The sequence below is a fragment of the Streptomyces sp. NPDC046985 genome (genome assembly GCF_040644415.1).
In the GTDB taxonomy this organism is placed as follows: Bacteria; Actinomycetota; Actinomycetes; order Streptomycetales; family Streptomycetaceae; genus Streptomyces.
On the sequence record NZ_JBEYWK010000009.1, the window covers coordinates 1 to 13,107 of the forward strand.

Below are 13,107 nucleotides of genomic sequence, written 5' to 3' on the forward strand. Positions count from 1 at the left end.
ATCCCTCTCGGGATCACTCCGCTCAGGCATGCCGGGAAGCTAGCAGAAGAGGCTCTGACCTGCACAAACAGCGAAGTTAGTTCGGTCAACACACCGCAGCCGCCTTCGTGGCCGGTGTTCAGCGCGGCCAACAGATGGACCACCTCCGCGCCGCGCACCTCGCCCACGACCAGCCGGTCCGGCCGCATCCGCAACGCCTGCCGCACCAGGTCCTCCAGGGCGACCAGGCCCGCGCCCTCCTGGTTGGCGGGTCTGCCCTCCAGCCGGACGACATGCGGATGGTCGGGGCGCAGCTCCGCCGAGTCCTCGGCTAGCACGATCCGCTCGCCCGGCCCGACGAGTCCCAGCAGCGCGCTGAGCAGCGTGGTCTTGCCGCTTCCGGTGCCGCCGCTGATCAGGAAGGACAGCCGCGCCCTGACCAGCTCCCGCAGCACGCGGTCGCCGCCCGGCGGCACGGTGCCCGCCGCCACCAGCTCGCCGAGGGTGAAGGCGCGCGGCCGCACGACCCGCAGCGACAGGCAGGTGCAGCCGACGGCGACCGGGGGCAGCACCGCGTGCAATCGGGTGCCGTCGGGCAGCCGAGCGTCGACCCACGGGCGGGCGTCGTCCAGGCGCCGTCCGGCCACCGCGGCCAGGCGCTGTGCGAGGCGCCGTACAGCCGCCGCGTCGGGGAAGGCGACGGCGGACCGCTCCAGCCCGCCGCCGCGGTCGACCCAGACCCGATCCGGCGCCGACACGAGGACGTCGGTCACCGCCGGGTCGGCCAGCAGCGGTTCCAGCGGGCCGCTGCCGATCAGCTCCGACCGCAGCCGCTCGGCCGCCCCGAGCACTTCGGCGTCCCCGAGCACCCGGCCCTGCTCCCGCAGCGCCTGCGCCACGCGCGCCGGAGTCGGTTCGGCCCCGCTCTCGGCGAGCCACTGCCGGACGCCGTCCAGCAGCCGTTCGGAGATCCCGGGCTCGCTCGCGCCCGGCGCGTCGGGGCCGCCGAGCGAGCGATCGGCGCCTGTCAGGGCGCCCGCGAGGGTTCCCGCCGAGGCGTCCGTCCGGCGCCGTCGCTGCTCGGTCTGCGCCCTCATGAGGCGCCCGCCTCGATCAGGGCCCGCTCCCAGAAGGCCGTGCAGAACCGGGCCAGCGGTCCGCGTGCGGCGCCGCCTGGCGGTGTCCGGCCCTCGCCGGGCCGCCGCAGCCCGGACTCCACCGGTACCTCGCCCACCAGCGGCAGCCCGAGCAGCCGGGCCACCTCGCGGTCGTCCAGTCCGGGCGCGTACGGCCCGCGGACCGCCACGCGCAGGTCGCGCAGGACCATGCCGACCGCGGAGGCCACCCGCGCGGCGGCGGCCACGGCCCGCAGTTCGGCGGGGACCACGAGCACGCCGACGTCGAGCTGGGCCAGGGCCTCGCCCACTCCCTCGTCCACGCGGCGGGGCAGATCGACGACCACGGCCCCGCCGCGCCGCCGGGCGGCGGCCAGGACCGCGCGGACGGCCTGCGGCGGGACGGCGACGCAGTCGCCGCGGTCCCAGCTCAGCACGCGCAGGGCGTGCAGGGCGGGCAGCGACTCCTCCAGCGCGCCGCCGCCGACGCGGCCGCGCGAGGCGGCGAAGGCGGGCCAGCGCAGTCCCTGGGCCGTCTCGCCGCCGAGCAGCACGTCCAGGCCGCCGCCCAGCGGATCGGCGTCGACCAGCAGGGTGCGCAGTCCCTCGCGCGCCGCGCTGACGGCGAGCGCGCAGGCCAGCGTGGACGCGCCGGCCCCGCCGCGGCCGCCGATGACGCCGACGGTGAGCGCGGGGCGGCCGACGCCCTCGGCGACGTCCGCGATCCGGTCGACCAGCCATTGCTCGCCGTCCGGCAGCACCAGCACGTGGTCGGCGCCGATCTCGACGGCGCGCCGCCAGACGCCGGAGTCGTCCTGGTCGCGGCCGACCAGCACGACGCCGCGTCTGCGGGCCGTTCCGCGCACCCGCCGGACGGCGTCGTCGCCGACCAGCACCAGGGGCGCGGCCTCCCAGTCGCCTCGGCGCTCGGGCGGCCCGTGATGGACCTCGGGCGTGGCGCCCGCGGCCGCGCAGAGCCGCAGCAGGTCGTCGAGGAGCACGGCGTCCTCGGTGACGATGAGCGGTCTGCCCGGCCGGTCCGGGCCGCCGGGCGGCGGATCGTGAGTGACGGTCGTGGTCATGGGTCGGTTCCCCCTTCGCTGCATGACGCGCGCGGCCTCGGCGGCCGCGGGCGTCCCGGACATGTGAAGAACCGGCGACCGGTCTTCGGACGGAAGGCCGATACGAACCGGCCGAACGCGCCCGGCAAACGAAACGGGTCGTGAACTCGCCGTGAGCGGAGCGCGCAGGAATCACGGTGCAGCGATCCCGGAAATGATGTGGATCTTGGTCAAATCCTGTGGACAACCGAACGGCTGTGAAAATGCGCTTCACCCGAACTGGTGAGCCGTGCGCCAGTTCTTCCTCAATTGCCTGAACGCAGCACCACGACTACGCAGCGTGAGGAATCATGAGAGGCACGAACGAGCCCGCGGAAGACGGCGGACAGGGCGCTCGGCGGCGCGCGGAGAGGAGAAAACGCACCCGGACATGCGACGACCCCCGCCGGGGGGGAGAGCGGGGGTCGTCTCCACGGCCGACTCGGGGGGGGAGGAGTCGGGCCGGGTTAGCACGGTCGCGAACGATCCGTGACTTCCATGGTGTACCCGAGAGGCTTCTCAAGCAAACCCACACGCCCACCCTTACGCCGAATGGGCTCCCCCTATGCTCAGGAGCGTGGAAAACCACTCCTTGCCTCGCACAGCAGCCTTCTTCGACCTGGACAAGACGGTCATTGCGAAGTCCAGCACGCTCACCTTCAGCAAGTCCTTCTACCAAGGCGGACTGATCAACCGCAGGGCCGTGCTGCGGACCGCGTACGCCCAGTTCGTGTTCCTCGCCGGCGGCGCCGACCACGACCAGATGGAGCGCATGCGGGAGTACCTGTCCGCGCTCTGCCGCGGCTGGAACGTACGGCTGGTGAAGGAGATCGTCGCGGAGACGCTGCACGATCTGATCGACCCGATCATCTACGACGAGGCCGCCTCCCTCATCGAGGAGCACCACACCGCCGGGCGCGACGTCGTCATCGTGTCCACCTCGGGCGCGGAGGTGGTCGAGCCCATCGGCGAGCTGCTGGGCGCGGACCGGGTGGTGGCGACGCGGATGGTGGTGGGCGAGGACGGCTGCTTCACGGGAGAGGTGGAGTACTACGCCTACGGCCCGACCAAGGCCGAGGCGGTCCGCGAGCTGGCCGCGTCCGAGGGGTACGACCTCCGCCGCTGCTACGCCTACAGCGACTCGGCCACCGATGTGCCGATGCTGGAGGCGGTGGGTCATCCGCACGCCGTGAACCCGGACCGGGCGCTGCGCCGCGAGGCCGTCGCGCGGGGCTGGCCGATTCTCAACTTCCACCGCCCGGTGCGGCTCAAGCAACGGCTGCCGGCACTGTCCGTGCCGCCCCGGCCCGCCCTGGTGGCGGCGGCCGCCGTGGGAGCGGCGGCGGCCACCGCGGGGCTTGTCTGGTACGCGAGCCGACGCCGCGGCCCGGCCGCCTGACCGTCGGCACGGGCCCGGACCGCCGCGCCGGGAGGACAGGGATAAAACCGCCCGACAGCGCCCCTCGACGGCCTGTTTGAACCTGCAAGTAAAGAAGTGCGAGCAAGGGTTCCGCTTACCCCACGGGTGCAGTACAAAGGTCTCAGGCCCGCGAGACCGAAGGACGTCCGCCAGGATCGCCCGCTAAGCGCACATGGCCCCACGGACCGAGCATGAACACTGGGCACCCACGCGACGTCGACCCGTCGATTACGGGCCAGCCGCACCAGGTGACGGGCGAAGTTCCCGGCCTGATGGGCAAGCTATCGAGGACGCTTGGTAACCGGGTGGTCATGCCAGCGGCGGCACGAGTTCTTCGTGCCGCCGCACTTCCGCGCCGAGGCCCTTGCACGCGCCTCGAGACTTGACGCCGCCCCCCAAGCCCTCGCTAGGCCGCCTGGCGTCTACGCCGCGCCGCGCTGGAGCGCCTCGCACACGGCCGTCGACTCGCGCGCGCCCAGCTCCACCGCCCGCGCGCAGTGCCCGATCCAGGCCGCCATGCCCTCCGGGGTGCCCGAGACATAGCCGTCCAGGGCCGCCCGGTAGGCCGCCCGGCCCAGCTCGGCGTGGCCCACCTCGGCCGGGCAGACCGACTTGGGGTCCAGACCGCTGCCGATCAGGACGATGCGCTCGGCCGTCCGCGCCACCAGGCCGTTGTGGGAGACGAAGGGGCGCAGCGCGAGCAGTTCGCCGTGCACGACGGCCGCGGTGACCAGGGCGGGCGCGGAACTGCCCGTGACGATCAGCTCGGAGAGCCCCTCCAGCCGCCCTGAGACCTCGGGCGCGCTCGGCGGCGGCAGCTCGATCAGCGGCTCGTGGACCTCCTCGCCCGCCTGGCGCGGACGCCCGACGGCGTCCCCCGCCTCCGCGGCGGCGACCAGGTGCAGCCGGGCCAGGACCCGCAGGGGCGACTGCCGCCAGACGGACAGCAACTGGCCGGCCTCGGCGGACAGGCGCAGGGCCGCGCCCAGCACGCGCGCCTCGTCGTCGCCGCTGAAGTCGGTGCGCCGGCGCACCTCCTCCAGAGCCCAGTCCGCGCCGGACAGCGCCGCGGAGCCGCGGGCCCCGCGCAGCGCGGCCTCGGAGGTGATCGCGTTGCTCCGGCGCCGCATGATCCGGTGTCCGTAGACCCGGTCCACGGCCTTGCGCACGGACTCCACGGACTCGGCCACGCCGGGGAGCGTGCCCAGGGCCGCGAGCGGATCGGCGGTCGCAACTGTCGTACTCATGGGAGCGACCCTACGCACCCGGACGGCGCGCTCCTCGAAGGAGTGGCCTTCTTCACGCATAGCGACACACTGAGCCACCGATCGACTACGCTTGGTGAACATGAAAATTGCTTTCGTCGGGAAGGGCGGCAGCGGCAAGACCACGCTGTCCTCCCTCTTCATCCGCCACCTGGCGGCGACCGGAGCGCCCGTCGTCGCGGTCGACGCCGACATCAACCAGCACCTGGGCGCCGCGCTCGGACTGGAGGAGGGCGAAGCCGCGGCGCTGCCCGCGATGGGCGACCGGCTCCCCCTCATCAAGGACTATCTGCGCGGCGACAACCCGCGCATCGCCTCCGCCGAGACGATGATCAAGACGACCCCGCCCGGCGAGGGCTCGCGACTGCTGCGGGTGCGCGAGGACAACGCACTGTACGAAGCCTGCGCCCGAGAGGTGGAACTCGACGGCGGCGCCGTCCGTTTGATGGTCACCGGCCCCTTCACCGACGCCGACCTGGGGGTCGCCTGCTACCACTCCAAGACGGGAGCGGTGGAGCTGTACCTGAACCACCTGGTGGACGGCCGCGACGAGTATGTCGTGGTGGACATGACGGCGGGTTCGGACTCCTTCGCCTCCGGCATGTTCACCCGCTTCGACGTCACGTTCCTCGTCGCCGAGCCGACCCGGAAGGGGGTCTCCGTCTACCGCCAGTACAAGGAGTACGCCCGGGACTTCGGCGTCGTGCTGAAGGTCGTCGGCAACAAGACGCAGGGGCAGGACGACCTCGACTTCCTGCGCGCCGAGGTCGGCGACGACCTGCTCGTGACGGTGGGGCACTCGGACTGGGTGCGCTCCATGGAGAAGGGCCGGCCACCGCGGTTCGACCGCCTGGAGGACGCCAACCGCCGCGCCCTGCGCCTGCTCCAGCACGCCGCCGACGCCGCCTACGAGCGGCGCGACTGGGGCGCCTACACACGGCAGATGGCGCACTTCCACCTGAAGAACGCCGCCTCCTGGGGGAACGAGCGGACCGGGGCCGACCTGGCCGCGCAGATCGACCCCGGGTTCGTGCTCGGCGAGGGCGTCACCGCCCCCGCCTGACGGCAGGGCCTACGGCTTCGGCGCCCCGGGCACTCCCCTGGGCGCCGGAGACGGCTGGGCCGTGAGGAAGGAAGCCCAGCCTTGCTTGGGGGGCTCGCCGACCCCGAGCCCCCGCAGCCGGGCGAGGATCTGCGGGTCCTGGGCGTCCAGCCAGTCCGCCAACTGATGGAAGGAGACGCACCGCACCTCGGGCTTGGTGCACACCTCCTTCACCACGTCCTCCACGGCGCGCATGTAGGCGCCGCCGTTCCAGGACTCGAAGTGGTTGCCGACGATCAGCGGCGCGCGGTTGCCGTCGTAAGCCCGGTCGAAGCCCTTGAGCAGGCCGTCGTGCATCTGGGAGCCCCAGGAGGCGAACTTGGCCGGGTCGCCCTGGGTCCGCGTGCCGGACTGGTTGACCATGAAGTTGTAGTCCATGGTCAACTGCTCGAAGGGGTGGCCGGGGAACGGCACGAGCTGCATGGACAGGTCCCACAGACCGTCCTTCTTCTTGGGCCACACCTGGTTGTCGACGCCGCTGCTGTCGTAGCGGAAGCCGAGACCGCTCGCCGCCTTCACGAAGTTCTTCTGGCCCTCCAGGCAGGGGGTGCGCCCGCCGATCAGCTCCTTGTCGTAGTCGAAGGGGAGCGGGGCGAGGTCCTTCAGGCCGCTGTTGGTCTTCCAGGTCTTCACGAACTGCTTCGCCTGGGCGATCTCGCTCTCCCACTCGCCGACCGACCACGTGCCGACCCCGCCGTTGGGTCCGCAGAAGTGGCCGTTGAAGTGGGTGCCGATCTCGTTGCCCTCCAGCCACGCCAGCCGTGCCTGCTGCTCGGTGTCGGCGACGCCCTGCGTGTCGTTGAAGCCGATGTCCGAGCTGCCGACCGCGTGCTGCGGAGGGTGGTACAGGTCGCGCTTCTCCTTGGGCAGCATGTACACGCCGCTGAGGAAGAACGTCATCTTCGCGTCGTTGTCCTGGGCCACCTTGCGGAAGTGGGAGAACAGCTTCTGGCTGTCCTCGCCCGCCCCGTCCCAGGAGAAGACGACGAACTGCGGGGGCTTCTCACCGGGCTTCAGCCGCTGCGGCGTCGGCTGGAGCGGCTGGGCGCCGGTGTACGCGGTGGACCCGTCCCCGATCAGGCGGACGGCGCTGCCGGGCCGCTGCGGCGCGAGCCTCGGCACGGCGTGCCCGCCGGGTGCGCCGGGCGCCCCGTGGCGGGGAGCGCCCGCGCCGCTCGCGCAACCGGCGAGCGAGGAGGCGCAGGCTGCGGCGGCGACGACGCTTGCGGCGATCCTCTGGGTGGCGGCCATGTTCCGCCCACCTTCTTCCTTCTCTCGTCCCACGCCGAGGCGGCGTGTGCTGGCGGTCTGCCGGACGTGCCGACAGCGCCGCCAAGGTCGCACGAGGGCGAGAGAGATTTAGTAAGACAAGCCGAAAAAATGCTCACTTCACTCAACAAGGTGATTTGATGCCCCATTCGCACCGAAAACCCATGCTGGGACTTTACGTTGCATTACGATCGCTTTACCGATTGTTGATTCCGCTGTGTCCGCTGAATTGGAGGAGACCGGAGCCATGTCCGCCTGCGTCCCCGCCCGCGCCGCCGATTCCCCGCACCCTCCGCACGCCCATCCCCCGCACAGCCCGCCACCGAGGCGCCGCTTCCGTCCGGCGGGCGCCGACCTGTCCGCCGCCGTCGCGGTCTTCCTGATCGCCCTGCCGCTGTCCCTCGGCATCGCCCTCGCCACCGGCGCCCCGCTCCAAGCCGGCCTGGTGGCAGCCGCCGTGGGCGGACTGGTCGCCGGCCGGCTCGGCGGTTCCCCGTTGCAGGTCAGCGGTCCCGCCGCAGGACTCACGGTGGTCACCGCCGACCTGATCCACCGTTACGGCTGGCGAACCACCTGCGCCATCACCGTCCTCAGCGGCCTCGCCCAACTCCTCTTGGGCTGCATGCGCGTGGCCCGCGGCGCGCTGGCCGTCAGCCCCGCCGTCGTGCACGGCATGCTCGCCGGCATCGGTCTGACCATCGCCGTCGCCCAGCTCCACATCGTCCTCGGCGGCACCCCGCAGAGCGCCGTACTCGACAACCTTCGTGCGCTGCCCGCCCAGTTGGTCCGGCTCGACCCCGCCGCCCTGGCCGTGAGCGCGCTCACCTTGGCCCTGCTGCTGCTCTGGCCGAAGATTCCCGGCCGTGCCGGAAAGCTGCTGCGACGGATTCCGGCCGCGCTGGCCGCCGTCGCCGGGGCCACCGCCGTCGCCTCGGCGGCCGGGCTGGTGCTGCCCCGGGTCGACCTGCCGTCCTGGCGCAGTCACGCCCTGGCCGGACTGCCCGAGGAACCGGTGCTCGGTCTGGCGGCCGCGGTGCTCAGCACCACACTGGTGTGCAGCGTGCAGTCGCTGCTCGGGGCCGTCGCCGTGGACAAGCTGGTGGCCGGCCATCCCGGACCGCTCACCCGGCCCGGCCGCTCCGACCTGGACCGGGAGCTGCGCGGCCAAGGCGCGGCGAACGTCGTCTCCGGGGCGCTCGGCGGACTGCCCGTCGCGGGAGTGGCCGTGCGGAGTTCGGCGAACGTGCGCGCAGGCGCGGTGAGCCGGAACTCCACGATGACGCACGGCGTTCTCGTAGTGGCAGCCGCACTGCTGATGGTCCCGCTCCTGGAGCTGATCCCGCTCGCCTCGCTCGCCGCCCTGGTGATGGCGGTCGGCATCCAGATGGTGTCCCTGCACCACATCCGCACGGTGACCCGCCACCGCGAGGTGCTGGTGTACGCCGTCACCACCCTCGGCGTGGCGGTCCTCGGCGTCCTGGAGGGCGTGGCCCTCGGGGTCGCCACGGCGGTCGTCCTCGCCCTGCGCCGCCTCACCCGGACCCGCATCACCCACGACGAGCAGGAAGGAGTCCATTACGTCCGCGTCAGCGGGCAGTTGACGTTCCTCGCCGTGCCGCGGCTCAGCCGGGCGCTGCATCTGGTCCCGCAAGGAAGCCGCGCCGTCGTCGAATTGGACGGCTCGTTCATGGATCACGCGGCGTTCGAGTCACTCCAGGACTGGCAGCGTGCGCACACCGCGCGGGGCGGCGCCGTCCAGCTCACCGGTCGGCGTGCCGGAGTCCAGATCGCCGAGCCGACCGATCCGTCCGGCGCCCCGGGGTGCCGATGCCGGCCCTGGACGCCCTGGCGCAACCACCAGTGCGAGGGCGGCCCGCGTACGGCGCCCATGGCTCCCGCGGAGCCGACGGAGCCGACGGAGCCGACGGAGCCGACGGAGCCGACGGAGCCGACGGGCAGCGGTACGGCTACTGGTCCCCGGTTGGCCCCGACCCCAGACTCGTGCCCAGCCGCAGGGCCGAGCGTGTCTGAAGCAGGGGCACGTGCCAGATCGGCGCCCGGCGCCGAACCCGAGTCCGGCCGCGATCCGGACCCCGACGTCACCGTCGTCAGCATCATGAAGGACACCGGCCTGAGCGCGGCAGGCATCGTGAGCAAGGCGGGAAGCCGGAGCGGAGCAAGCATCGGGTCCGGAATCAGTGCCGGCTCCAGCCCCGAACACTGCCTCGGACACGGACGTGGACATGGCCTCGGGCACGGCGCGAGCAGGGAGCAACTGGCCCGCGGCATCCGCACGTTCCAGGACACGGTCGCACCCCATGTGCGCGACGAGTTGGCGCGGCTCGCCCGGGAGGGACAGCAGCCCTCCCAGCTCTTCCTCACCTGTGCCGACTCCCGGCTGGTCACGTCCATGATCACGGCCAGCGGGCCGGGCGACCTCTTCGTGGTGCGCAACGTGGGCAACCTGGTGCCGCTCCCCGGGCAGGAGCAGGGCGACGACTCGGTGGCGGCGGGGATCGAGTACGCGGTGGACGTGCTCGGGGTGCGGTCCCTCACGGTCTGCGGCCACTCCGGGTGCGGCGCGATGCAGGCACTGCTCGACACCGGGTCCGGCCCCGGCGCCGCCCCGGCCCGCACGCCACTCGGCCGGTGGCTGCGGCACGGGCAGGCCAGCCTGGAGCGACTGGCGGACGAGGGCCGCGCCGGGCCTTGGACCAGCGAGGGGAGGCCGGCCGATGCCGTCGAGCGGCTGTGCCTGACCAATGTCGTGCAGCAGCTCGACCACCTGCGCGCCCATGACTCGGTCGCACGGGCCCTTCGGGCGGGCGCGCTGGAGCTGCACGGCATGTACTTCCACGTGGCCGAGGCCCAGGCGTACCTGCTCACGGAGGCGACGGGGGACGGCGTGTTCACCCGGGTCGGGACGGAGGCGACGCAGAGCCTGTCCGGTCGCGTCTGACCGGTCCCGGGTGTTCGGTCACGCGTGGCTGGTCCCACCACCTGTTCGGTCCCGCATGGCAGGTCCCGCCTGTTCGGTCCGCACGGCCGGTCCTGCCTCCCTGGGCCGCTTGGCCGGTCACGCCCCCCGAGGCCGCCTCTCCCCAGGTCGCCTCCCGAGGCCCCTCTTCCTGGGCCGCCTGACCAGTCACGCCCCCGGAGGCCGCCTGGCCGCTCACGCCTCCCGAGGCCGCCTCTCCCTAGGCCGCCTCCCTGGGCTCCTCTCCCAGGGCCGCCTGGCTGGCCGCCTTGGGCCGGTCGCGCGAGACCCTGTACCGCGCCTCCCAGGCCGGGCGGACCGGGGGCCGAGCCGACCCCGGCGGGGGCGTCGTCCGCGCGCAGGGACGGCGCACCCGCCGCGAACAGCACGGTCGGTCCCATGCGAGCAGCGGGGCAGCCGACGCGGACCGCGCGGTCGGCCCCGTATACGAGCTGTGCCCGTCGGGCATACGGGCACAGCACGGTCGACCACGCGCGCACCGCACGGGCGTCCGCCCGACTACCCACAGCACAGGTCTAAACCAATTATTCGTCGACCCTTGTCATCGGCCCCCCGGGTCTGATGAGCTGTGGCCGGGGACACAACGGACACCCTGGGAAAGGGAGATGTCGTGAGCAACGAAAGCCTGGCCAACCTCCTGAAGGAGGAGCGACGCTTCGCGCCGCCCGCTGACCTGGCCGCACACGCCAACGTCACGGCAGAGGCGTACGAACAGGCCAAGGCTGACCGGCTCGGCTTCTGGGCCGAGCAGGCCCGCCGGCTGACCTGGGCCGAGGCGCCGACCGAGACCCTTGACTGGTCGAACCCGCCGTTCGCCAAGTGGTTCAAGGACGGCACGCTCAACGTGGCGTACAACTGCGTGGACCGGCATGTGGAGGCCGGGCACGGCGAGCGCGTGGCGATCCACTTCGAGGGCGAGTCCGGCGACAGCCGGTCCCTCACCTACGCCGAGCTGAAGGACGAGGTGTCCAGGGCCGCCAACGCCCTGCTCGAACTGGGCGTCCGCAAGGGCGACCGGGTCGCGGTCTACATGCCGATGATCCCGGAGACGGCGATCGCGATGCTGGCCTGCGCCCGCATCGGCGCCGCCCACTCCGTCGTCTTCGGCGGCTTCTCCGCGGACGCGCTCGCCGCCCGCATCCAGGACGCCGACGCCAAGGTCGTGATCACGGCCGACGGCGGCTACCGGCGCGGCAAGCCGTCCGCGCTCAAGCCGGCCGTGGACGAGGCGGTCGGGCGCGCGGAGGGCGTCCGCAACGTGCTCGTGGTCCGGCGCACCGGCCAGGAGGTCGCCTGGGACGACAGCCGTGACGTGTGGTGGCACGAGGTCGTCGGCCGGCAGTCGCCGGAGCACACTCCGGAGGCGTTCGAGGCCGAGCACCCGCTGTTCATCCTCTACACCTCGGGCACCACAGGGAAGCCCAAGGGGATCCTGCACACCTCCGGCGGCTACCTCACGCAGGTCGCCTACACGCACCACGCGGTCTTCGACCTCAAGCCGGAGACGGACGTGTACTGGTGCACCGCCGACGTCGGCTGGGTCACCGGCCACTCCTACATCGTGTACGGCCCGCTGGCCAACGGCGCCACCCAGGTGATCTACGAGGGCACGCCCGACACCCCGCACCAGGGCCGCTTCTGGGAGATCGTGCAGAAGTACGGGGTCACGATCCTCTACACGGCGCCGACCGCGATCCGCACCTTCATGAAGTGGGGCGACGACATCCCCGCGAAGTTCGACCTGTCCTCCCTGCGCGTCCTGGGCTCGGTGGGCGAGCCGATCAACCCCGAGGCGTGGGTCTGGTACCGGAAGAACATCGGCTCGGACCGCACCCCGGTCGTCGACACCTGGTGGCAGACGGAGACCGGCGGCATGATGATCTCTCCGCTCCCGGGCGTCACCGAGACGAAGCCGGGCTCGGCCCAGCGCCCGCTGCCGGGCATCGAGGCCACGGTGGTGGACGACGAGGCCCGCGAGGTGCCCAACGGCGGCGGCGGGTACCTAGTGCTGACCGAGCCCTGGCCGTCGATGCTGCGCACCATCTGGGGCGACGACCAGCGCTTCATCGACACCTACTGGTCGCGCTTCGAGGGCCGGTACTTCGCCGGGGACGGGGCCAAGAAGGACGATGACGGCGACATCTGGCTGCTGGGCCGCGTGGACGACGTGATGCTCGTCTCCGGGCACAACATCTCCACTACCGAGGTCGAGTCCGCGCTGGTCTCGCACCCCGCGGTCGCCGAGGCGGCCGTGGTCGGCGCGGCGGACGAGACCACCGGGCAGGCGATCGTCGCCTTCGTGATCCTGCGCGGCACGGCCGCCGAGACCGAGGACCTGGTAGCCGAGCTGCGCGACCACGTCGGCCGCACCCTGGGCCCGATCGCCAAGCCCAAGCGGGTCCTGCCGGTGGCCGAGCTGCCCAAGACCCGCTCGGGCAAGATCATGCGTCGTCTGCTGCGCGACGTGGCGGAGAACCGGCAGCTCGGCGACGTCACCACGCTCACGGACTCCACGGTCATGGACCTCATCCAGGCGAAGCTCCCCGCGGCCCCGAGCGAGGACTGAGCGCGGACCGAGCGGGGACCGAGCGGGCGAGGCCCGCACGACGGCGCCCCACGGCAGGGCGGGGAGCGGGGCATCCGGCGGCGCACGACCGCCGGACGCCCCGTCTGCCCTGCGCCGTGCGCGCCCGCCGAGCCCCGACCTCTGCCCCCGCCTGGCCCCTGATCTCGCCCCGACCTCTGCCCCCGCCCGGCCTCTGACCTCGTCCCGGCCCCTGACCTCGCCCAACCTCTGCTCTCGCCCTCGCCTCCGAACCCCACCCCGATGGCCGATCTCACGCCACACCCTCGCCGTTC

The 13,107-nt window shown here is 72.6% G+C and carries 8 protein-coding genes; 4 read left to right on the top strand and 4 right to left on the bottom strand.

The features are described from left to right. Together ABZ861_RS13625 and ssd are read right to left on the bottom strand one after the other, a co-directional pair. The coding region (locus ABZ861_RS13625) for a TadA family conjugal transfer-associated ATPase (RefSeq protein WP_361629322.1) at window positions 1-950 on the bottom strand (950 nt) is incomplete at its 3' end. Window positions 951-1,072: 122 nt separating this feature from the next. Further along, a complete protein-coding gene (ssd, locus tag ABZ861_RS13630) occupies window positions 1,073-2,176 on the bottom strand; it encodes a septum site-determining protein Ssd (RefSeq protein ID WP_361628682.1) in 1,104 nt (367 codons plus the stop codon). Window positions 2,177-2,759: 583 nt separating this feature from the next. Here ssd and ABZ861_RS13635 point away from each other — a divergent pair. Further along, window positions 2,760-3,593: an HAD-IB family hydrolase gene (locus ABZ861_RS13635; RefSeq protein WP_361628684.1), complete on the top strand. Its 834-nt coding sequence runs from the start codon at window positions 2,760-2,762 to the stop codon at window positions 3,591-3,593. A gap of 443 nt (window positions 3,594-4,036) precedes the next feature. On the opposite strand, the gene ABZ861_RS13640 is transcribed toward ABZ861_RS13635, so the two are convergent. Next, entirely contained in the window at window positions 4,037-4,861 is an 825-nt protein-coding gene (locus ABZ861_RS13640) for an oxidoreductase (RefSeq protein WP_361628687.1), read from the bottom strand. 100 nt (window positions 4,862-4,961) lie between these two features. On the opposite strand from ABZ861_RS13640, the gene ABZ861_RS13645 reads away from it, so the two are divergent. Continuing rightward, window positions 4,962-5,942: an ATP-binding protein gene (locus ABZ861_RS13645; RefSeq protein ID WP_361628690.1), complete on the top strand. Its 981-nt coding sequence runs from the start codon at window positions 4,962-4,964 to the stop codon at window positions 5,940-5,942. 9 nt (window positions 5,943-5,951) lie between these two features. Here the strand turns inward: ABZ861_RS13645 and ABZ861_RS13650 are convergent, their stop codons facing one another. After that, window positions 5,952-7,232 (bottom strand): hypothetical protein, encoded by a 1,281-nt coding sequence (locus ABZ861_RS13650; protein WP_361628693.1) that lies wholly within the window; start codon window positions 7,230-7,232, stop codon window positions 5,952-5,954. Window positions 7,233-7,497: 265 nt separating this feature from the next. Between ABZ861_RS13650 and ABZ861_RS13655 the strand changes: the two genes are divergently transcribed. Both ABZ861_RS13655 and acs read left to right on the top strand, forming a co-directional pair. Further along, window positions 7,498-10,209, top strand: coding sequence for a SulP family inorganic anion transporter (locus ABZ861_RS13655; protein ID WP_361628696.1), 2,712 nt, complete (start codon window positions 7,498-7,500; stop codon window positions 10,207-10,209). Between the two features lie 649 nt (window positions 10,210-10,858). Beyond that, window positions 10,859-12,814 (top strand): acetate--CoA ligase, encoded by a 1,956-nt coding sequence (gene acs / locus ABZ861_RS13660; protein WP_361628699.1) that lies wholly within the window; start codon window positions 10,859-10,861, stop codon window positions 12,812-12,814. Window positions 12,815-13,107: the final 293 nt, after the last annotated feature.

What these genes read in the sequence shown, in the direction of transcription:
- ssd (WP_361628682.1), bottom strand. Translation starts at nt 2,176, where the DNA reads ATGACCACGACCGTCACTCACGATCCGCCGCCCGGCGGCCCGGACCGG.
- ABZ861_RS13635 (WP_361628684.1), top strand. Translation starts at nt 2,760, where the DNA reads ATGCTCAGGAGCGTGGAAAACCACTCCTTGCCTCGCACAGCAGCCTTC.
- ABZ861_RS13640 (WP_361628687.1), bottom strand. Translation starts at nt 4,861, where the DNA reads ATGAGTACGACAGTTGCGACCGCCGATCCGCTCGCGGCCCTGGGCACG.
- ABZ861_RS13645 (WP_361628690.1), top strand. Translation starts at nt 4,962, where the DNA reads ATGAAAATTGCTTTCGTCGGGAAGGGCGGCAGCGGCAAGACCACGCTG.
- ABZ861_RS13650 (WP_361628693.1), bottom strand. Translation starts at nt 7,232, where the DNA reads ATGGCCGCCACCCAGAGGATCGCCGCAAGCGTCGTCGCCGCCGCAGCC.
- ABZ861_RS13655 (WP_361628696.1), top strand. Translation starts at nt 7,498, where the DNA reads ATGTCCGCCTGCGTCCCCGCCCGCGCCGCCGATTCCCCGCACCCTCCG.